The organism is Nostoc paludosum FACHB-159 (assembly GCF_014698835.1).
Lineage (GTDB): Bacteria > Cyanobacteriota > Cyanobacteriia > Cyanobacteriales > Nostocaceae > Nostoc > Nostoc paludosum.
The window spans coordinates 22,485-44,304 of record NZ_JACJTU010000032.1 but is presented as its reverse complement, the minus strand read 5'-3'; the positions used below and the strand labels follow the sequence as shown (position 1 = coordinate 44,304).

Genomic DNA, 21,820 nt, shown 5'->3' with positions numbered 1-21,820 from the left:
TAATTCGTAATTCGTAATTCGTAATTCGTAATTAATGGTACAAGCCTACGCCACTTGCTTCATTTGGACAGCACCAAGAACGCAGTGGCTCATTTATTGATGGAGATAAAAGATATAATTCCTAATTTCTGCGCCCCCGACTTTAGTCGTGGGGTAATAATTACGAATTACGAATTACCGATTAATGATTTGGATGTCGTGACTTGAACGCAGATTTGTATCAGCCCAAGAACATATCAAACCTTCTGGGCCTGGGTCAACTAATTGTTCTGGTGATGATTGTCGTCTCCAAATTTCTCCTTGTTTGCGGATGGGAAAGAGTAAAACGGGGCCTAAATGACGCACGCCTGGGGTTTGTTGCAGTAAGGCGACAATATCTGATGTATAAACGGGTCGCCCAAATGGCCAACCTTGGCCGTCGAGTCCTCCGGTTAATGGATTTAGATATTTATACAGCACTACTCTTAAATTGCGGCGAATTTCTTCTCTGGCGTAAGGGTTGTCGTAGGTGGGTTCTAGGGCAATTTCTGTTTGGACGGAAACACCTACGTAATTTGGTTCTTGGAGTTCTATTTGTACTCCTAATAAGCGCCTTTCGTCTAAGTAACTCAAGATTTGGTCTTGCAGTGCGCGACTCAGACCAAATTCTTCTGGTGTCATGCCGTCACCTTGAGCGATCGCATCTGTGTTTGCAAATGGCACTATCACTAAACTAACTATACCTGCTTGTCTGCGTGAATTTGCTGATAAACATCGGACGCGGGCGATCGCTCCTCTGCCTGCTTGTTGGGTTAAAACTTCAAAATCTTCGGCGGTAACGGCGCGATCGCGGGTGCGGAGAATGCGCGGTGCTTTCATCACAGCTTGTTCTAGTGACTCGGCGTCCGCACCATTCATTGCTGGTATCAGGTTGATTACGCTGTCAATGTATGGATATGCAGACTTTAAAAACTGAATTGCGCCAGCTTGTACATTGCCCTCTCTACCGCCTCCTGTGCGATATGCTACTATTCTAATCTCTGCGCCACGGGGAGGAATGGCCCCATACTGATGTTGAGACTGTCTGTTTTCTAGAGTACTGAGTTGCACAGATGTGTCGTCTAACCGTGGTTGTTGAATCTTGCTTCGCACTTGTGTTTGCTGTTTGAGTTGGCTGGGTTCCCGAATCAACGGGCCAAATTGCACTTCGCCTGTAAGGGAATCAATGGTGTAATGAAAGTGATGCGGCGCAGAATCAGCAAAATCTCTCACCTCAGTCCATCTTTGAGGCAAACCATTGGCAGGGGTGACTAAAATATACTCGTTTTCTTTGCGGTCTAAAATTGGCGAGCTTTGTAACTGGAAACTCTGACCGGGTGTACCATCGCTAATTCCCAAGCGCTCATCGAGAATCAGCGTACTGTGACTGGCCCTGACTGTACCGCCAATTGACCGTACCGCTAAACCAATAATTCGTGGCGGACGATTGTAACCTGATTGATTGGTTTCTGTGATGTTAAAACTACAACGTAGCCAGCGACCCCGGTAAGAAGTAAAGTTAGCTACAGGCCAAATTTGCGGGAGATGCAAACGCACCTCTCCACCTTGAGCCGGGTTTCCACCTTGTTGAGCCATTTCATAAAAACTGAAACCGCGAGTTTTATCATCTGATTCTTTTAATAAAACTGGTTGCCAATTTTCTCCATCCCAAGCTTCCCATTTGCGGGGTGGTTGATTGGGGTTAATGCCAGCGGGGGTAGCCGCAGCTCCTTGGAAAACAATTTCTAAGACATTAGCATCTAAAGGATCGTCAGAATTAATCACTAAATAAAAACAGTTACCAGGCTGGGGTTCCTCTTCAAAAATTGCCTGTTCGTTACCTGTCCAGTAACCGTCAGATTGACGAGTCCAGGAACTTGTGACTCTCTCTCGTAGAGATTGGGGAATATCTTCGGTGGTTTGGGCAGTTAAAAAGTGCTGTATCCGAGGTTTGCCGATGACTAGCGGCAAATCTGTGCTAAAAGTAATAGATTCTGTGGTTTCAGTTTGAATAGTTGAGGCTTCTAATCCTGCTGGAATAGTATAAGCTTCGGGTAGTTCAGCGCTTAAATAAAAAGTTAATTCTGTGTATGCTGGGGCGGGAGGCTGGAGACGAATGCCCAGTAATTCTAGAAACGCTACATAATTTTTTCGGGGTACTTGGTTAAATCTGAGCAACATTTGGTCAGTTAACCAAGCAAATAGCTCAATTAGCGTAATTCCTGGGTCGCTAAGATTGTGGTCTGTCCATTCGGGACAGTAGCGGGGAATACGCATTATACATTCATCCACTAAGTCATCGAAAGCGCGATCGTCTAAGTTGGAAGAAGGTAATTTTGGTAAAAAGTCAAAGTTCATACCAATTTAAAAAAAGAATGTGACAGATTCAATAATTCGTAATTCGTAATTCGTAATTCGTAATTAAATTTCTTAATTTTTAATTTTGAATTGATATCACGATTCCTCCCCAGCTGAAACCAAATAAAAAGGATAAACAAAGCTGTAAATATCGTGACCTTCTTTGAGTCGATAATTAATGGTGATATCTACTCTGCCGCGCACAGGGTCGGGTTCGGTGAGAACTTCCTCGACAATAATGCGTGGTTCCCAAACTTCTAAAGCTTCCAAAACATAAATCCGAATTCGCAGCAGAGTATCGGTATTCAAAGGTGCAAACGCCAACTCTGATAAGCGCGAACCAAAAGTAGGGCGATAAACGCGTTCGCCTACTCCAGTGCGGAGGATAATCCAAATAGATTCTTTAACTTTTTGTTCTTCACGGCTAAGCTGTATTCCACCTTGCACATTCAAGCGCAATGGGTAAGCCCAACCTGTTCCCAAATAGGCTCGCTCACGACCATAAACCATATCTGGCACTTAGACAGCTGTGACAATGTATATCTTCAAAGATATCGGCACAAAGGGGTAAAGCCTATTCGCCAAAGGTCGAGGATAGGGGAAATATACACGAAATTCTAGTAGGGACGTAGCACTGCTACGTCTCTACTATGTGTTTAATGGTAAACTGCCATTGGTTTTGCGTTTGCTGTACCTTAACTCAACTTCCAAGATCTGCGATCGCCTTTGGTGTGCTGTAATACTAACAACCTCTATGAAAAATTTAGCTCTACTATCTGCCACAGCTATTGCCGCTACATCTGGATTAGTTTTCGGGACAATACAAGCTGCCTCTGCTTTAAATTGGAACTGGAATTATTCTGGTATTGGCATAACGGCTGGCGGTACTTTCACCACTAATGACACTCCCGACGATTTGGGTTTTTATCAGATTTTGGGAATTACTGGTACGCGAAATGGTGAAACAATTACTGGCCTTCAAACTACCGGAACTCCAATACCAGGAAACGAACCTTTTGAGGTTGACAATTTAATAAGTCTTAATGCTCAGCAGTTAACGGGTGATGGTTTCGGCTATTCTACTTCTGGGGGAAATTTTTCTAGTCCATTTTTCGCTAGTTTTTTGCCGATACCAAGTTATTTAGAGGTTTTTTCTGCACCGCCATTTGTACCAGGTTCTATAAATTTCGGGCCGGAAGATAGTGAGTTAGCTATTAGTTTTTCTGCAACTATAGTTACCGTCCCTGAACCTGCTTCTATTGTTAGTTTACTCGTCTTCGGTACTTTGGGTGTTGCTTCAGCATTCAAGGGTAAGAAATCATCCAAATTCATTGACAAGAATCTCGAAAAAGTGATTTAGCTAGTAGCAACTGTCTAGGTGCAAAAGATAATTTACCGAAGAAAGGCAGAAGGCAGAGGGCAGAAGGCAGAGGGCAGAAGGAAGAAAATATAATTTTTGCCCTCTGCCAAAAGGGTTTAAAGCCCCTAAATTTATTTATGAAAAAAAGAAAAAATATGTATTTTATCGAGTAGGCGCAAGAAATACTACGTCCCTATTGAATCCCCTAAATTTATTTATGGGGTTTCCCTTCTGCCTTCTGCCTCCTGCCTTCTGCCTTCTCAATAAATTTTATGACTATCGTGTAAACTCAGCCGAGAGGTGGTTATATTTTTTTCGCAAGCCTTAATTCAGGCGAATTATCGCGCCTTTGACTGTAATATTACCGTTGGCGCTAATGTCTATATTGCCATTCGCTTGTAATGAAAGATTCAGCGTTGATTTAACTGAAACAGATTTACTTGCATCGTTCATTTCGATTGAATGACCGCCTGTGGTTTCGATGGAAATAGATTTACTTCTATCGTCCATTTTGATTGTATGACCGCCTGCGGTTTTAATTTCGATATGGCGATCGCTATCATTAAGATACATTTTGTGACCGGCTTTAGTTTCTACACGAATACCTGTTTTACTGCTGGCTTTGTCTTCTTCAACGAACTGTAAAACATGACCAACACGAGTTTTAATAGTGCGTAATCTGACACCACCAGTAACTGAGTCATCTACTTTTTCAGGTGGTGCGTCTTTACCATTCCATACACCGCCAATGACGTAGGGACGGTGAATATCGCCATGTTCAAAACCGACTAATACTTCATCGTTGACTTCTGGTAAACAGTCGAAACCTCTGTTTGGCCCTGCTCCCAAAGCTACAACTCTCGCCCAGTCGCTTTCATGTTCTTCGCTCATGGTGGGGAACTTGACTTTTACTCTACCCCATTTTTCTGGATCTTTGTTATTAGTCACAATTCCGACTAATAAAGTCTCAGATGGCTGTAAATGTTTTTTTGTCGATAGAGTTGTGAATAAGTTACCAGCACGTAAGCCGCGGACGCTAAAATCAGTTTCATAAACTCGCCCGTTGTAGAAATGGCGTGTTTCTGTGACATAATATTGACCACTGTAGCGATCGCCTAATTCTTGAAGACGAATCACCCGCCTCGGTCGAATCTCAGGATTTCCAAATGCTTTCGCATCTGCATAAACAAATTCTCCTCCCAATTCATCACACAAAGCCTGAGCCATCACATCTGCTTGTTTTTTAGTAGCAACAGGTTTATCTACAACAATCATTTTGGGAGATTTAAGATTGCGAAATGCAGTACTGGTACTACTTCCTAGCTTATTACCTGTCTGAGTAATTTGCTTTTCTTTGTTGGCTGTTGAGCTAATCAATCGTTTTTGGGTATAGTCCCAACCGCGTACTTCCACAGAACTTACTTGTTCAGCACTAGTGACACGAGTACTAAATTTACTAATATCAACTAGCCATTTCAAATCTAAAGACGCCTGACTTTCTGGCTTGCAAAAATTTATCTTGTCTTCTGTAATAAATAAATCAAAACCAATACGCGCAGCCCTTTCTTGCAAAAACTCCATATTGGTTTGATTTTCTTGAAATACATACTTGTGGACTTCGCCACTTTCGTCTATTTTTCCAATATTTATACCTACTTCTTTAGCTATTTTTTTGACTATTTTGCTATCAGTTGTATTTAAAAAAGAGCGATTATAACGGCCTCTGTGAAGACGATGAGAAAAATCATAGCCACGAACAATTATATTAGCTTCAGATTTTTCATTGAAGTGAACTTCCAGTCCTGTAACCTCACCTTCAACAAGGATTTTTGTTTTTTCATTTCTAAAATTTTGATCTTGAGTAGTACTCGATTTAAAACCTAACGTTACTTTCTTCCCAATTTGAAAAACCTGTTCGTGCCGCCAAGGTTGATTTTGTTGACGGTCAGATGTGGGAATATAGCTATTATGTATTACTAAGGTAAACATTGCTGGCAAATGCATACTTTCTTCCACAGTCATTTGCAGCAAATCTTTGAGTAATTCAGGAGATGCAGGTTGACCTTCTATCTTAACTAAAGGGTCACTTAAATAAAGGTTAGCGTTAGGCATAAGCTTCAATTTTGAATATTAAATATTGTACTGAAATGGATTAAATTTGTAGGATCTATAATTCTGAATTCTGAATTCTGAATAAATTTAGTGAATTGCTATAATCATATTTCAAACATTATCATGTTTTTGATTTCGACTCCTAACTCCTAACTCCTAACTCCTAACTCCTAACTCCTAACTCCTAACTCCCAACTCCCAACTCCCAACTCCTAACTCCCAACTCCCAACTCCCAACTACGTTTTTGCCACCTTCGGATCTGCTTTGCGGTCTTTCCCTTTAGATTGAGATTCTTTTCCCCCAGGAAGGTTATTTTTATCAACTTCTTGCAAGTCTATATCTACCATTGCTCTAACTGGTGTACCATCACTTAGAAACATATTTAATGTATAAGTTAATTTCGTAATTACACAATAAAAATACTCATTTCCCCATGTTAATATGTAAACAGGTGGACGTTTATCACGCGCTCCTTTAATTGTTTCTACGCCTTTTTTAATCTTATCTACATACTTTTTCATCACCGATTCTTTAGTTTCATAAGTATCAAATAACAACTGTTTGAGTGAAAATGTATAAGGTTTAACTCCAGAAAAGTTAACCTTTGGTAATAGTTCCGTACCTCTATTACCATCATTGCTTTTCCACTCAACAGACCGACTAAAACTAATTTCTGTAGGATTAAACATCAATTCAATATCGTCAGATTCACCGTTATAAGCTACAAGTTTTGCTTTTTCAAGTTGTGGTTTTCGCTTTTGAGTAACAATAATTGCTGGGGTTGCCATTTGATGATTTCTCCTCAATTTATTAAATAAAATTTACCAAGATAAACGACCTAAATAACCACCATGACGTTCTCGTTCAATTTCTAAACGTTGGCGTAATCTACTATAAATTTCACGTGCTAAAGCTTCAAGATCAGCCGTATCATCTTTGTTCTCTTCTTCACGTTTTGCAGAAGTGCTTTCTACTGTTTCGCTTAATGATTCTGTGTTTACAGACGCGGGTGCAGTGACTTCTCCGCCTTCAGCGAAACCTCTAGGTGCAGCACGGTGTTTAGCAAAACTTTGTGAGGATTCTGATGATGGATAAACATCAGAAAATTCGGAATTTTGACTATTAGATTTTCCACCGCTAAAGAAGCTTGTGAATTCATCTTCATCATTATTGCCATTGAATAATTCTTGCACATTTGACCATTGAGAAGGTGTATCTGACCATTGGGAAGGTGTATTAGCGGTAGAATTTGCTTTTCTAAAAATTAAGGGAGGTGATGAATATTGGGGTGAAGTAACAGGTGAGTCAGTCGTTTTGTTTTCAACAGTATTAAGCTGTGGGGAATTGAGTACAGAAAGTTTCTGTTTTCCAACATTGAACCCTAAGGAAGAAGGAATTAAAGAATTAGATTCTTGAGGTTTGAGTTGTAATGAAGTATCTGTAAAAGAATCGACTTTAGTCGAATGTGGAGAAGTTGTTTTTTGTGATTCTTTGGCGTTGGGTATCTCTAAACTTGGAAGAATAATATTGTCTGGTGTCCCACCGCTATTGATGTGCTGTAGTAGAGGTAGATTTTTCTGTGCATCCCTGGTATTGATGACAAATTCACCAGGTGTCAGCATTGCAGGTACGGTATCTGACGGTGCTATGTGCTGATTATTTTCAAGGTGAGAGTCTCTTACTTGACCACCAGTAGCATAACCTTTAGGTGCTGGTAAATTTTCAATGGTGGTGTTTTGTTCAAATTGAGGTGGTGTGCTTAACTGATTTGGTGGAAAAGTTGGTTTTTCTGGGATATCTTGGTACTCTGAGGTATCAATTTCAGAGTTTTCAGAATTGGCGATCGCACCTAACAATTCTGACTCTAATATTTGTTCATTATCACCTATTTTTCGGAAAATACTCGATGTTTCCCCAACATTTGATGACACATCCCTCACTTTTGGTACTTCATCAATTTCAGGCGATATGTTGTTAATTTTTGGTGATTCAATAATTTCAGGCGATACGTTGCTAACTATTGGTGTTTCATCAATCTCAGGTAATACATTGCTAACTTTTTGTGTTTCACCAATCTCAGGCGATACGTTGCTAACTATTGGTGTTTCATCAATCTCAGGTAATACATTGCTAACTTTTTGTGTTTCACCAATCTCAGGCGATACGTTGTTAACTATTGGTGTTTCATCAATCTCAGGTAATACATTGCTAACTTTTTGTGTTTCACCAATCTCAGGCGATATGTTGTTAACTATTGGTGATTCATTAATTTTAGAAGATTCGTTGCTAACTTTTTGTGTTTCACCAATCTCAGGCGATACGTTGCTAACTACTGGTGTTTCACTAATTTCATGTACTGCTAAAGAAAGCTGACTTTCTATAGACTCGCTGCTAGGATTTTCCAGATTGTTGTCCCGTTGTAGTGAAATTAAATTTTTTGGGACATCTGAGACATTAACCGCCACAGTAGATTGTGATTCTGAAGTTGCTAACTTTTCATTACTATCAAAATCGCTCAAAAAATTAGATGTAGCTTCAATATAGGCTGAAGTAGGTGTTAATTGAATAGGTGCAGAAGCTAAAGATTCACTCGTAACGCTAGAATCAATTTCTCGTTCTAGTGCAATAGGATTTTTTTTGACATCTGAGACAGGCGGTAGGTTAGCACTGCTGTCCGTTACTGCGGGATTTTCAACGCTAGATGAAGTAATTACAGAATCATCAATGATAAAATTACTTGAGTCAAAATTAGTAATATAATTTTCTGAAATTAAATCTTGCTCAATGGCTGGAATTGACTCCAAATTATTACTTGTATTTAGTAATTCTTGTTGATTTGATTGATGATTGGATTTTACTAATATTTCTTGTTTTGGGATTACATTTCTTAGAGAACTGGTGTCTTTCTTTTGAACTTTAGAAGACAATTCATCTGTTTCAATAACTTGTTGTTGTGGCGTTGTGCTAACTGAGATATCTGGGATATCGGCTTTTTGTGATAATTGAGTAGTTTCAATAACTTGTTGTTGTGGCGTTGGGCTAACTGAGATATCTGGGATATCAGCTTTTTGTGATAATTGAGTAGTTTCAATAACTTGTTGTTGTGGCGTTGGGCTAACTGAGATATCTGGGATATTAGCTTTTTGTGATAATTGAGTAGTTTCAATAACTTGTTGTTGTGGAGTTGTGCTAACTGAGATATCTGGGATATCAACTTCAAATTTTTGTGAGGATTGAGTAGTTTCAATATTTTGTTGTCGTGGCGTTGGATTTACTTCTGATGTTTCAGCGACTAGTTGTTGATTGTTGGTAATATTATTAGACGGGCTAAATGTTTTTTCAACATGATTAGGCAAAGGAAATTCTCTAGGCGAATTATCTGGTAATTGATTTGTGTTTTCGCCTAATTTATTCTTTTGTTGTAAAGGGGGAATTCTTTCTGAAGTAGACGGTTCTGCACTGGAGAAACTAGATGGTAACTCAGAAAATACTTGCGATTCTTCGTTGGCTATATTTCTAAATAAATTTGGCTGTTCTTGAACATTAGACCAAGTAGATGGCGTGGTATTATTAACAGAGTTATTATCAATTGTAATATTATCTAAAGCAGTATCTTGTTGTGATGTGAGAGGATTATTTTCACTCAGAGGCGTAGAAGCAAAGAGAGGATCGGGAATTTGAGATTTTAATACATGAAATTCATTATTTGTTTGTGAAATCCCCGAATTAGCCTCAGGAAATAAATAATCTTTTGATGGTATAAATACATCTTGATTGGGATTAATAGCAATATTACTTTCATCAACAGCTTGTACAACATTCTTAGCCGCAGATGATTTTGTTGATTTTTTATTTGGAGATTTTGTTTTGGGATTTTGTGCAGATTTATTGGTTTGTTTTGATTTAGATTTAGTTTGACTTTTATTTTTAGTCTGACTTTGCTTTTGCTTTTGAAGATTTATTTCTGGTGAGGCATCATTAATTATATTATTCTCAATGATAGTACGTTGTATTTCTGGAATATCAGTTGTTACTATTTCCGGAGAATTTAAATTATTATCTTCTTCTGAATCGATTGGCTCAAAAGGATCAAAATCAATAAATGGAAATTTAAGATCGATATCTGGATTATCCCAGCTATCCCAACCGATTACTGGTTGTATCGATGGTTCTGCTTCACGAGATAATACAAATTGAGAAGATGTGACTAATGGTGATTTCGTTTGTATTGGGCTGAGAAAATTACTGCGCGAATGCAGAAAATCAGACTCTTTTCTAAATATGAGTTTGTGAGTATTAGATAAAGATGATATTACACCGAGCGGATGAGTATTGTTTGTTAATAGCGGTTTGATGATTTGCATAGTTATAGTTGAAAAATTGCAAATTAACTAGAAACGAAATATCCTGTTTTTTCATTTCGTTCTACAGAATTACCTCCTCCCGTAGTTCTGGCAACTTTTAAGCCTTCATAAGCTAAAGTTAATTCCTCAATAGCAACGGCTTTACCATCGGCTTGGAGTGTCGGTGTTTTCCAAGTTACTGGAATAGCACCAATCAAAGTCCAACTCATCATCGTTTCGCCAGATTGATTAAAAATCAGAATATTAACGTTCCTTCGGGATGTTCTCTTTTGTTCATCAAAAACTGCATTTATCCAATTCCAAAAACCTGGATGGTCGGTAACTCCGCGTTTAAGAGTTATGTCTGCAAATTCTGTATGACCTAAATAAATTCTTTGCTGGTCATTAACGCCACCTTCTTGAAAAATATTTTTCTTAATTTGAACGCTTAAGCCTGTACATTCACTGAAAGATGCAGCAATAGAGCTATCTATTTCTACATAAAAACGATTACTAGTAACATAATTTAATTCGTGAGTAACTTTGCCGTTATTACCATTTCCAGCCATTAAAACCACCTTTGAGAACTATGATTACCGATTCTTTCGCGCTGCGATCGCAAATCATCTTGCAAAAGTTTATACACATGCTCTGCGAGTTCGTTTAGCAACAGTGAATCGTTGAGGTATTTACTCGCAGTTTGAGCTACTTTGCTGGCATCAGAGGTCACTGAAACCCCGGCGTATCCAGCACTACCACCAACGTCTCCATTAAATGTGAAAAAAGTTTGTTCCTGATATGAGTCCATAAATAAAAAAACTCTCCTAGAATCAAGGCTAAAGGTACTGCATCAGAATCAAAAGTAGCCAAAAGTCGAATTAGTCATTATTCATTGGTCATTGGTTATTTGCAAAAGCCTAATGCCCAATGTCTCATAACTAACAAATAACTTGGTTTTACATTGATTTGAAGCGGTTTATTAAGTTGTGTTGTGAAGTGCGATCGCTGTACTCTAGATGTTGTTATCAGCAAAATATTCATCTACAAGCTGGTTGGGCATTAGAAAAACATGAAAGAACGCAAAATTCAGCCCAAGAAAATTACCACAGATTCCTTCTCAATACCTACACTCAGACAACCAACACGCGGTTTTGGTTTACAGTCGTCTGATGCTTCATTTCATCCAGTGCCAGATAACCCTCTAGCACACGACATTAGTCGAATACCGCTACGTCGTCCCCAAACCAAACTCACGGTTAATCAGCCAGGAGATATTTACGAGCAACAAGCTGATACAGTCGCGCAGAAGGTCGTGGGAAGATTGGAACAACTTGGAAATCGTCCGTCTATCCAGCGCCAACAAATGCCACAAGAGGAACAATTGCAAATGAAACCTCTGGCAAATTCCATCACAGCTTTGATGCAAAGACAAGAAATACCAGAGGAAGAAGAAGAATTACAAATGAAATCTCTGGATAATAGCATACTGCAACGAGAGTCAGTGCCAGAAGAAGAAGAGGAAGAATTACAGATGAAGCCGATGTTGCAGCGTCAGGGTGAGGCTGGGATGGCTGTTACCCCAAACTTGGAAGCATCCATCAACCAAGCACGGGGGGGTGGACAAGTGATGGCAGACAACATCCGCGAACCGATGGAACAGGCTTTTGGTGCAGATTTCAGTGGGGTGAAGGTTCATACGGATGCTCAATCTGACCAGTTGAATCAATCAATTCAGGCGCGGGCTTTTACAACGGGACAGGATGTATTCTTTCGACAGGGGGAATATAATCCTGGGAGCCGGGGAGGGCAGGAGTTGTTGGCGCATGAGTTAACTCACGTTGTGCAGCAGAGTGGGGGAATGGTGAGGCGATCGGAGTATTCCTCAATACTGTACAATTCACCTCCCATGCAACAAACCAACTCACAACAGATGGGGGAAATCCAGAGGAAGCCAGTGAAAGCAGAAGGAAAAAATGATGCGACCCATATAGATGATGTAACGGGTGTGGAGTTGCGGCAGGTTAGTGGTGGGGCGTTTATGGTTCTCAATGGTCGGCTGAAGGGAACGGAGGTGCGATATGACTTCGATGAGGGATATTACTACACTGAAGATGAGGACTATAACCCAACACCAGTACAGTTGGGAGAAGGAGGAGGAGCCAAGGAAGAGAAAAAAGAAGAGAAAGTGGAGCTAGTCGATCCGAACATTTTCGGACTGAGAGCCGATCTGGAAGAGTATAGAACAGTCAGTTCAATGGAGAGCTTAAAAGAGATACTAACGGAAAAGGCAAATAATCAAGAGTTGAGACGTTTCGAGAGGGAGCGGGCGCTAGATACGTTGGAAAGGGTTACTAACCTTGGCAAATCAAGTGCTGACTCATGGCCGGCGTTGGAGGTATCTGGACAACAGGTTATTCAAGGAAACCACCGAATTTTGGTGGCGATAATTCGCAAAGAGCAGATAAAGGTCAAGAGATAAATTTTAGGGTGCGTTAGCAAAGTGCGATCGCCCAATCATTTAGCGACAGTCTTAAAACTTGAGCGATCGCTCATTTATGGTGGTTAATGAGTGTGCGATCGCTGAATTTTTTAGGGTGCAATAATATGTATTTAACGCTCCATTTATTGGCTGACTTAGTATTTTTGTAAAAGAGTTAGCCACCCTTAAAAATTAACGCGACGATAGATTTCAGTCAGGGGAATTTCTACGTTTAAACTGTGTATAACGATCGCCCGCTCAAGGTGAGAGTGAACTTGCCATAGCCAGCGATCGTTACTGTAAAGAGAAAAAAGAACTTGATTTCGGATTGATTGTAGACTTTTGATTAATTGTGTGGGAAGGGCGATCGCACTACTGTACATATCTGTATCAGCGAAATACCATCCACCCTACTGCACGGGCATCAGGAGAAGCAAATGAGAGAACGCGTAGCCAAGCCCAAAAAAGCTAGCACCAGTTCCTTCTCAATACCTAAACTCAGACAACCGACGCGCGGTTTTGGTTTAAACTCCTCTGATATCTTGCCTCAAATAACTGCTGAATTACCATCCCTCAACAAACCTCTAGGGCACGACATTAGTCGAATATCGCTACACCAACAAACAATAAGTAAAGCTAACCACCCGGAAGATGTTGAGGAACAAGAAGCCCAGACACTAGCACCACAGGTGATACAGGAAATGAATGAGCCTGAAAATCACCAAACAGTGCAACGGGAAGAACTGCCAGAAGAAGAAGAGGAACCCACAGCAGCAGAATTTCAATCTCAGGAATTAGAAGAAGAATTACAAATGAAGCCTCTTGATTCTTCTACCCAAGCAGTTACCCAAGAGCAACCCGTAAACGAACCCCTTACCCACGACATTAGTCGAATGTCACTGCGGGTGCAAACAAAACTCACAATTAATCAGCCAGGAGACATTTACGAACAGCAAGCTGATACAGTAGCACGCCAGGTGATGCAGAAAATCAGTCAGCCTCAAAATCAGCAGTTTATTCAACACGAGGCTTTGCCAGAGACAGAATTACAAAGGAAATTTCTAGTTGGTTCCGCCACTCCTGTGGTACAGCGCCAGGGTGGTGGGGTGGTAAGTACATCTAACTTAGAAACTTCCATCCAACGGGCACGCCAAAATGGGCAGCCACTCTCAGACGATATTCGGCAACCAATGGAGGAGGCCTTTGGCGCTGACTTCAGCAGTGTCAAAATCCACACAGATGGCCGCTCTCACGAACTCAACCAAACCATCCAAGCTCGTGCTTTCACCACAGGACAGGATATTTTCTTTCGTCAAGGAGAATATAATCCTCAGAGTTATCAAGGCAAGGAATTGCTTGCTCATGAATTAACTCACGTTGTCCAACAAAACGGTAACGCAATTGGGCGGCAAACAGACTTGTCGGCAGCAGCAGTAGTAACGCCAGATATAGAAATTCAGAGGGTTTGTTGCTCACAATGTGAAGAGGAAGAGGATCTTTTGCAAGCTAAAGAACTTCCCGGCCACACTATCCAACTTGCTCCTGATGTAAATACTCAAGTTTCTCAACAAACCACAGAGCCGGATGCTGCTGAAGTCGAGAACGATGTACGTCAGGAACTAGATAACAATCGTGCAAGACAAGCAAGCCTCGGCGTTCAATCTCCCCTTGCGGCGGGAACAACAGAACCACCACCAGACGAAAACCCCAAAACACAACCTGAGTCTGGGAAAAATGCGACTGACAGCAATTCTGTGGAAATGGCTGCACCCGAAGATGAAACTCAACAAGACAAGCCCAAAGAGGATGGGGAAGCAGGCGTGGCTGAAGCTGTCAGTCCAGAAATGAATGCAGATAAGGGTGAAGATAAAGACGTGAAAGCAGGTATGGCTGAAGCTGTCAGTCTGGAAAAGGATGCAGACAAAGGTGATGATGTCAAGGATAAAGACAAAGAAGTAAAAGCGGGCATGGCTAAAGCTGTCAGTCCGGAAAAGGATGCAGATAAGGGTGATGATGCCAAGGATAAAGACAAAGAAGTAAAAGCTGGCATGGCTGAAGCTGTCAGTCAGAAAAAGAAAGATGAAGACGAAGAAAAGGCATCAGAATCAGAAGCAGCTGAAACTGGTGGGGTTAATCCACAAGGTATGGAACAAGCCGCCAGTCCAGAAACGAAAGCAGTTCAAGGCGAACAGATTGCACAGCAAGCTAATGCTGTTCAAGGTGCAGGTTTAGAAAAATTACCGCCGCAGCTTAATAACCAGAATCCGGAAAGCATGGCTCAAGCCGTCACTCCGGAAACTGTGGCAGAGAAGGAACAAGCCACAACAGAGGTTTTGGCAGCACAAGCCCAGCAAAATGCCGTAAATGCTCAAACTTCCCAATTAGCGACAACAGAAGTTAACTTTGCACCTCCCGAACAGGAAACGGCTCAAGGTGAGGATGATGCCATCTTGCAAGAACAGCAAAAAGCTGAGGCAATAAATATTACAAATAGCTTTTTGGCTGAAGCAGCTTTGCGAGTGCAGACAATTACTCAACTGGGACAAGGAATTGAGGCGCGTATTCAAGGTTCGACTGAAAATGCCAAAGCTTCTGTAATGGCGGCAGTTGAGCAACAAAAGGCAACCGTTACCGCCCAAATTGCCCAGCAGCGCGAACAAGTACAAAGTGAAGCACAAGCAATAATAGCCCAGATTCAAACACAATATCAGGCAGCAGCAGCGACAACTTCTCAAACAGCTGCCGCAGAACGCCAAAAGGTTGCAGCAGAATATACAACATCAGTCCAGAAAGTAGATGAAACTGAAAGCAACCAACTGGCTAAAATTGAAGAATTTTATACCCAAGCAAAAGAGAAATATCGTGCTGCTGGCGTTAAAGTTGGCGATGAAGCGATCGCCTTTGGAGAACAAAAGGCCGCTGAATGGGAAGCTCAAATTACTGGTAAAGATGATAACTTCTGGGATGGGCCACTTACAGATAATCGACTCAAAGCTAGAGCCAAAGCAGCTAGAGATGTTGCCCAACAATACAAAGACGGTTTAGTTGAAGAAGGTAATAAACAGGCTGATGCAGTCGAACAAGGCAAACCGAAGGATATTGAAGGAATCCATAATGTTGCTAATCAGTCTCGCCAACAACTACAAACTCTCCAACAACAAAGTTTAGACAATTTAAATTCTGTTGAACAGCAAGTTTTGACGCAATTGGCAGACGCACAAACCCAGTTGACTCAAACAGCTAACCAAACTCTGCAATCTACATTACAAACTTTAGACCAACAGCAAACTGCTCAATTGCAATTGTTGTCAGTTTATGGTAATGGGCAAGTATCGGCAATTGAACGGGATGCCCAAAAGGCGATCGCTTCTATCCAAGATGGCATCAACCAAGCTGCTACCAGTCTGCAAACTGCCATCCAAGATACCCAAGCCCAACTCCAAGGAATGCCAGCACCGAATCCAGAGGAGTTAAGCGCCACTTTAGCAGAAATCTTGGCGCAGTTTGATAGCTCTGTGGCTAAAGTCCAAGAGCAAACCGAACAAGGCATTACAGCATCCCAAGAAGGCATCGCCCAAGGAGGACAGCAAGCGGTTACTGCGGTGAATGGTATTGCCCAAAGTGGATTGGAAGAGTCTGCTGCTGTTTCTCAAGAAGCCAAGACGAGCCTAACTAACCTCAATCAAGGCGCTACAGACACCTTCAATCAAATTCAGCAAGCCTTCACAACCACAGTTACAAATACCACCCAAGCAGCGCTTACAGGTTTTGGTGAAGTCACTCAAGGAACTCAAAGTGCTTTCGACCAGAGTAACCAAAACATGGACACTAATTTCCAAAAGAGTGTCAATGACTTGGAAGAAGGGTTACGCGGTTCAATCCAAGGAGACAAACAGCCAAATCTCGATTCGGATATCCAAAAATACGCTCAAGAAGCAGCAGACCAAGAACAACCGCGCTGGAAAACAGTCCTGAAAATTTTCTTAGTCATTGCTGTAATTGTTGTCGCCATTATCGTTGCGCCAGCTGTGATTGGGGCAGTAGGCGCGTTAGCTGGGGCATTGGGAGCAGGTGCAGCCTTAGCAGGGGGAATCGGTGCAGTTGTTGGTGGGGCGATCGTTGGGGCTGTGGCTGGTGCCGTGATTCAGATTGGCAACAACGCGATCGACGGCAAGAACCTGCTGGATGGCGTGGGTAAAGCAGCCTTGGCTGGGGCGATCGGTGGTGCCTTGGGTGGTGCTGGTGGTGTATTCGGTAACATGTTGGCTCAAGCAGGTAGGCTGGGGACAGGGCTGACTCAATCCTTCTTGAGGTTTGGTATTGATATTGCCTTTGATATTGCTGGTGGTATATTTGGCAACTTAGCAACAGGAGAACCCATCACTTTAGAAGGAGTTCTCATTGGTGCTGGTATCGCTGCGGGTGTCCAAATTTCCACAGCAAATCTGGGTAGACTCGGTAAATTTGGTCGTAGCGTTCAAGGTATGCAAACCAGAACTTTCCAAGCTGGAGAGCGGTTTGGTACTTCGCTAGGAAATGGAATTAAGAGTGGCTTTGGTGGTAAAGTTGATACACCAATAGTCACTGATGCGCCGAATGTTCCGCGCCCTGATACTGGGGTGCGATCGCCTGACGCTGAGGTCACAAATCCTCAGTCTGGGGTAAAATCGCCTGAAGCCGAAACATCCACTGGACGCGGCGTACAGGGAGATGAACCAGAAGTTCAAGGAGGAGTTCCTAAAGATACAACAACAGAATCGTCTGCAACAAAATCCCCAGGCGAACAAGAACAAAATCCCGCAACTACAGACAAAAATCAAGAAATTGTTCGCATTATTCGCCAGGATGACGATTTTGCTAGTCAATTCAATTACAAAGGTAAAACAAAATCTCGTGTTGTTGAAGATGGTTCCCTAGTTCCGGCGAATCCCAACGGCAAAGCAAGTCCTCTAGAACACGTTTATGGTAGCGATCCTGCTAAGGGAGATAGTCCCTACACTTCCTTCCTGACAGAAAGCGGTGGTGTTGCCAAGACATACGGCGGTTCAGAAATCGAACTCGATTTACCAAAATTACGAGCAGATATCGAATCAGGCAATCTCAAGAATGTTGAGGTATTAACCCCTGAGCAGATTTCCAAGATGATTACGGATGAAATTTCTCAAATCGCTACAACTGTTAAAAAAGATATAGATGTCGATGCTGCCATTGCTAAGGGCCCCCAAGGTATTCCTGATTATGTCGCTTCTCTGGGTATCAGTAAAGGACAATCTAGCAAACTTAGCCGTAGGTTGCTGGCATACTACAACACAACACGTGATGGTGAATACCTAATTAAAGGTACTATTCCGGCAGAGTATCTGAAAGGGCCTTATTCCACTAAGGCTGGAGAGCAATCGGGTACTTCGGGAGGAAGTACTAAGACTGACTCTAATCAAGGAGTTGATACTCCCACAGCCAACCGTCCTAATGCAGATATGTCTAATGTTAAGCAATCCGATACTGAGGTGAAACCGCCCGAAACGAATACATCTCATGAACGCAGCACTCACCCGAATGAGCCAGAAATCGAACCACAAGTTGTGGCTAAACAGCAAACGCCTGATGGACACAATATCAAGGTTCTCAAAGATGGGCGCATTATTCGTTGTTCAACTTGTGAACAAATAGGTACGAAATACAAAGACTTACTTGACCAAAACCCCAATCTCAAACAACGTTTACAAGAAATTGAGAAAATACCCGATCCACAACAAAAAAACAAGCAAGCATTTGAGCTTATTAAAGAATTAGACAAAGAAAATGCAATTCGAGCTATTAATCAAAACTCAACCAGTTCCTTAAATCCTAATTCTGGCTTTGATGTTCCGCAGCATTCCATTGAAGCCCAATATTATCGCTACGATTCACAACGAGTTACAGCCAAAAGAACAGAACCTAAATTTGATGTTGAAATAACGACAGATAATTCAGGTAATAGAATCATCAAAAAGTTAGAATACGACAAAAATCGCGATCCTTTTTCCACACAAACTAAGAAAGATGTTCATGAATTGACACAGGGTACTGATTATGAACAATATAGTGCAAGTCCTAAAAAGAACGTCACAGGAAATGATTTCAGGCACATCAAATCTAACGAACACACTAAAGTTGAATTGTCCCGGATGTATGAAGGACAACCAGTGGATGAAGTATTGAATCACCTGAAAGCACGAAAATTCTTGCCTGAGAGCGCAACCGAAAACGATTTGGGTAAGGGTTTATGGCGTCAATATCGAGAAGAAGCCGACCACCCACATAATTTACCACCAGGGCCAGGAGTAGATAATCAGAGAATAGGAAGAATTAGCGATCGCTTGCGTAAGTTGCTTGACATGGGTAAAGAAAATTTCGAGAAAACTGACATGACTATTAAAGATCCAGAATTATTGAGATATTTAAATATTAATGAAAAACAGGGATATCGTGTTGAAAGTTATGATGAACTTATGGGTGTATTCACACAGTTGATACATGATGCACCTCTACATGGAGCAAAAGGCGAGTATTATCAATCTCTACAAGAAGCACGCCCAGAGGTTGACTTTTCTTTCAATAAAACTAGTAATACATCAGACAGCGATGCTATCAGCAATGATGGTAATCAAAGCAATAGTCAAGATATGGACGTAGACCAACAGCAATCAAATAAATCAAATAAACGTAAAAATGAAGATGATGATACAAATGACCACAAAAAACCTAAAATTGGTTAAATATTACTCACATAAATGATGCAAAATTATTCAAGTTACTGGGTTGAGGTTGAGAAGTAAAGCGGACTATTCAACAGCAAGGTAAAACTAAGGAGGGAGTTTGAATGCAATCGTTAAATAATCCCGAAAAATTACTTTTCACCGACCGTGAAGGCAATCAAGGACAACTCCAAGATATCATCGATGATGGTCTGGATGGAGGTTATGAAGACCGCATTCCCGGACTAATAAATTTGCTCAGTTCTGGCGAACCTTATCATCAATTATTAGCAACTGTGATGCTCACTTCCTGGGGGCATCCTGCTGGATTTAAAAAACTTATAGATTGGGCTAATAATTCTCAAAATGTTCCTTGGAAAGCAGCACCTGTAGTTTATGAGCGGATATCACAAACTGACTCGGCATTTGAAATGCTAGCTGATGCTGTGAATACAAGTTATTACGCTGATGAAACTCAAAAAATTCAGCAATGGCAAATAGACGCGATTAAGGCACTGCTTGGTATATATCATCAATATTATTTTGGTCGAAGTTTAGCTTTAGCTATTGTTAGGGATAAAGAAATAGCACAAGCTGTAAAAAACAAAATTATTGCAGCAATCGAAGCCAGTCTGACAATTTTACAAGAACATACTTCTTTAGGATTTGATCTAGCATTTCAAGTTGCTTGCTTACTGATTCCATTAATACGTATTGATGAGGATATAGCTGTTAATTACGCTAATCAATTGATTGCTAACTATTCCCACAAAGAACGAATATTGAGGGAAATTGCAAATGCTTTGGGAGATGGGAAGGGAGAAGCAACTTTAGCAATACTTCAACATCTGAAAACATTTAAAATGCCTGCTTTAGTACGCGATACTGAAAGTGCGATCGCTCGTCGTTCACGTAATTAATATGAATACTAAAAATCAACTAACATTCTGGACTGATTCTAAGCATCAGCGTTATTTTCTGATTCCTGAAAACCACAAATTATCTAGGGGTCGGTTTATCATTTCTACCCTGACTGGCACGCAAAAGAAAGTCACGCAAGTTGCGATCGCTAATTTTGAAATTCCAGAGTCAGCAGCAAAAGCATACCTTGAAAATGAAATTCATCAGGCGATGGCGCAAGCAAAAATCGCTGTCTCTAATCTGATGTTATCCTCAACGGAAACCTCAGAAAAATCTCCTCCAGAATCTAAGCAAACTCCATCAGTTTCAAACATTCTTTCCTCACTTTTGGGTGATAAAATTGAAGATTTACAAAATAATCCTGAAGCTGCCAAAATTGCTTTTGTTAATATATATACCCAATTTCAGGACTTTTTAAGTGAATCTATTTCGGAAAATTGTACTCAAGTTGAAAGTACGCGATCGCATCTACATCACTTAAGAGAAACACTACAAGCCGAAGAACTTGAAGAACTACCTAAGAAGTTACAAGAGGTTTTTTCTTCGGCAAACATGGAAGAATATCTGCAAGAAATTGTTATTAAACTACGGGATTTGACAGAGGAAATCGAACAATCGCCTGGTGGTTTTGAGCAGATAATTGATGAGACGATAAAATCTTTGAGTCAAGATTCATTTAGTGATGAAGATAAGGAACTCGAAGAGAAGAAAAAGGAAGATTATAAACAATCGGCTGAAAATGCGATCGCTCAATCTTTAAAGTCCCGTGGTTTTACTACATTTGGGGGTGGTAACTTTAATCAAATTCGGTAAACCTCTGTCTTGAAAAGCTTTGATCGCCGGAAGCCGGCGCTCAAACTTTTCGCTGTGTACCTCTGCGTTTAACTTTGCGTTCCTTTGCGTTTAAAAACATTTTGTCTATACTTCACTTAGCCAGGAATAGCTTTAGTTGTGAAAAATACTTTTTTAAATAACCAGAGACTTTCCAAGTTATTGCCTGCTATATATACGTTAAGCTGTTACAAGCGCGATCGCAACCTCAAATATCCAATATCCCCGACCCCATACCCCACAAAAAATAATCAACCGCTGGAAAGCCTTATCTCATCACAACTTTGATTATTGAGTACATAATTAATACATATTAATAGATGCAATATTGTAAATGAGATACTAATATTTGCAAGATTTATTGAAAGTTAACTTTCTAGCATAAGCAGACAATAGGCAATAAGCAAACAGCGTGCTAATCTTCAGATTTTTTAAGCGAACTGGATGCCTATAAATGCAGGTGGCACTGTTGATTTTTTTAATAAATCATCCTGAAAACAAGGGGCAAGTCCTACTCATAAATATTTAGGTTTAAAGTTAATGCATTTAATGGGCTAACTTTATAAATCTGACTATTTATAATTTTCTATTTATATCAATTTGAACAATGATTGTCGCAGATGGATTGACAAAACCAAGAGAAAACATCTCAAATCTAAA

General features: G+C 40.8%; 13 protein-coding genes. 5 read left to right on the top strand and 8 right to left on the bottom strand.

Annotated elements, in window-relative coordinates; all coding sequences use genetic code 11:
- Nucleotides 1-174: 174 nt before the first annotated feature.
- Together H6H03_RS26535 and H6H03_RS26530 are read right to left on the bottom strand one after the other, a co-directional pair.
- The gene (locus H6H03_RS26535; protein ID WP_190958046.1) at nt 175-2,376 is read right to left on the bottom strand and encodes a putative baseplate assembly protein; all 2,202 of its coding nucleotides are present in this window, start codon (nt 2,374-2,376) and stop codon (nt 175-177) included.
- A 96-nt stretch (nt 2,377-2,472) separates the two neighbouring features.
- Nucleotides 2,473-2,886: a GPW/gp25 family protein gene (locus tag H6H03_RS26530; protein WP_190958045.1), complete on the bottom strand. Its 414-nt coding sequence runs from the start codon at nt 2,884-2,886 to the stop codon at nt 2,473-2,475.
- Between the two features lie 244 nt (nt 2,887-3,130).
- Between H6H03_RS26530 and H6H03_RS26525 the strand changes: the two genes are divergently transcribed.
- A complete protein-coding gene (locus H6H03_RS26525; protein WP_190958044.1) occupies nt 3,131-3,736 on the top strand; it encodes a PEP-CTERM sorting domain-containing protein in 606 nt (201 codons plus the stop codon).
- Between the two features lie 324 nt (nt 3,737-4,060).
- Here the strand turns inward: H6H03_RS26525 and H6H03_RS26520 are convergent, their stop codons facing one another.
- The 5 genes from H6H03_RS26520 to H6H03_RS26500 all read right to left on the bottom strand — a co-directional run bounded on the left by H6H03_RS26520 (nt 4,061) and on the right by H6H03_RS26500 (nt 11,000).
- Nucleotides 4,061-5,848 (bottom strand): VgrG-related protein, encoded by a 1,788-nt coding sequence (locus tag H6H03_RS26520; RefSeq protein ID WP_190958043.1) that lies wholly within the window; start codon nt 5,846-5,848, stop codon nt 4,061-4,063.
- Between the two features lie 237 nt (nt 5,849-6,085).
- The gene (locus H6H03_RS26515) at nt 6,086-6,637 is read right to left on the bottom strand and encodes a CIS tube protein (RefSeq protein ID WP_190958042.1); all 552 of its coding nucleotides are present in this window, start codon (nt 6,635-6,637) and stop codon (nt 6,086-6,088) included.
- A 33-nt stretch (nt 6,638-6,670) separates the two neighbouring features.
- On the bottom strand, nt 6,671-10,213 hold the full coding sequence (locus H6H03_RS26510) for a hypothetical protein (protein WP_190958041.1): 3,543 nt from the start codon (nt 10,211-10,213) through the stop codon (nt 6,671-6,673).
- Nucleotides 10,214-10,236: 23 nt separating this feature from the next.
- Nucleotides 10,237-10,761, bottom strand: coding sequence for a phage tail protein (locus H6H03_RS26505; protein WP_190958040.1), 525 nt, complete (start codon nt 10,759-10,761; stop codon nt 10,237-10,239).
- Entirely contained in the window at nt 10,761-11,000 is a 240-nt protein-coding gene (locus H6H03_RS26500; RefSeq protein WP_190958039.1) for a hypothetical protein, read from the bottom strand. Before H6H03_RS26500 ends, H6H03_RS26505 begins: the two co-directional genes overlap by 1 nt.
- A gap of 261 nt (nt 11,001-11,261) precedes the next feature.
- Between H6H03_RS26500 and H6H03_RS26495 the strand changes: the two genes are divergently transcribed.
- Complete coding sequence (locus H6H03_RS26495; protein ID WP_199339098.1) at nt 11,262-12,671, top strand: eCIS core domain-containing protein; 1,410 nt, start codon at nt 11,262-11,264, stop codon at nt 12,669-12,671.
- Between the two features lie 185 nt (nt 12,672-12,856).
- Here the strand turns inward: H6H03_RS26495 and H6H03_RS40575 are convergent, their stop codons facing one another.
- A complete protein-coding gene (locus tag H6H03_RS40575; RefSeq protein ID WP_242058002.1) occupies nt 12,857-13,054 on the bottom strand; it encodes a hypothetical protein in 198 nt (65 codons plus the stop codon).
- A gap of 54 nt (nt 13,055-13,108) precedes the next feature.
- On the opposite strand from H6H03_RS40575, the gene H6H03_RS26485 reads away from it, so the two are divergent.
- From H6H03_RS26485 to H6H03_RS26475, 3 genes are all read left to right on the top strand, one after another.
- Nucleotides 13,109-19,429 carry an eCIS core domain-containing protein gene (locus tag H6H03_RS26485; protein ID WP_190958038.1) on the top strand — a complete coding sequence of 2,107 codons (6,321 nt, stop codon included), beginning with the start codon at nt 13,109-13,111 and terminating at the stop codon, nt 19,427-19,429.
- 104 nt (nt 19,430-19,533) lie between these two features.
- A complete protein-coding gene (locus H6H03_RS26480) occupies nt 19,534-20,328 on the top strand; it encodes a hypothetical protein (protein ID WP_190958037.1) in 795 nt (264 codons plus the stop codon).
- Nucleotide 20,329: 1 nt separating this feature from the next.
- Nucleotides 20,330-21,142, top strand: a complete 813-nt coding sequence (locus tag H6H03_RS26475) for a hypothetical protein (RefSeq protein ID WP_190958036.1) — start codon at nt 20,330-20,332, stop codon at nt 21,140-21,142.
- Nucleotides 21,143-21,820 lie beyond the last annotated feature (678 nt).

Excerpts from the sequence above, each read along its gene's own strand:
- H6H03_RS26535 (WP_190958046.1), bottom strand. The coding sequence starts at position 2,376 with ATGAACTTTGACTTTTTACCAAAATTACCTTCTTCCAACTTAGACGAT.
- H6H03_RS26530 (WP_190958045.1), bottom strand. The coding sequence starts at position 2,886 with ATGGTTTATGGTCGTGAGCGAGCCTATTTGGGAACAGGTTGGGCTTAC.
- H6H03_RS26525 (WP_190958044.1), top strand. The coding sequence starts at position 3,131 with ATGAAAAATTTAGCTCTACTATCTGCCACAGCTATTGCCGCTACATCT.
- H6H03_RS26520 (WP_190958043.1), bottom strand. The coding sequence starts at position 5,848 with ATGCCTAACGCTAACCTTTATTTAAGTGACCCTTTAGTTAAGATAGAA.
- H6H03_RS26515 (WP_190958042.1), bottom strand. The coding sequence starts at position 6,637 with ATGGCAACCCCAGCAATTATTGTTACTCAAAAGCGAAAACCACAACTT.
- H6H03_RS26510 (WP_190958041.1), bottom strand. The coding sequence starts at position 10,213 with ATGCAAATCATCAAACCGCTATTAACAAACAATACTCATCCGCTCGGT.
- H6H03_RS26505 (WP_190958040.1), bottom strand. The coding sequence starts at position 10,761 with ATGGCTGGAAATGGTAATAACGGCAAAGTTACTCACGAATTAAATTAT.
- H6H03_RS26500 (WP_190958039.1), bottom strand. The coding sequence starts at position 11,000 with ATGGACTCATATCAGGAACAAACTTTTTTCACATTTAATGGAGACGTT.
- H6H03_RS26495 (WP_199339098.1), top strand. The coding sequence starts at position 11,262 with ATGAAAGAACGCAAAATTCAGCCCAAGAAAATTACCACAGATTCCTTC.
- H6H03_RS40575 (WP_242058002.1), bottom strand. The coding sequence starts at position 13,054 with ATGTACAGTAGTGCGATCGCCCTTCCCACACAATTAATCAAAAGTCTA.
- H6H03_RS26485 (WP_190958038.1), top strand. The coding sequence starts at position 13,109 with ATGAGAGAACGCGTAGCCAAGCCCAAAAAAGCTAGCACCAGTTCCTTC.
- H6H03_RS26480 (WP_190958037.1), top strand. The coding sequence starts at position 19,534 with ATGCAATCGTTAAATAATCCCGAAAAATTACTTTTCACCGACCGTGAA.
- H6H03_RS26475 (WP_190958036.1), top strand. The coding sequence starts at position 20,330 with ATGAATACTAAAAATCAACTAACATTCTGGACTGATTCTAAGCATCAG.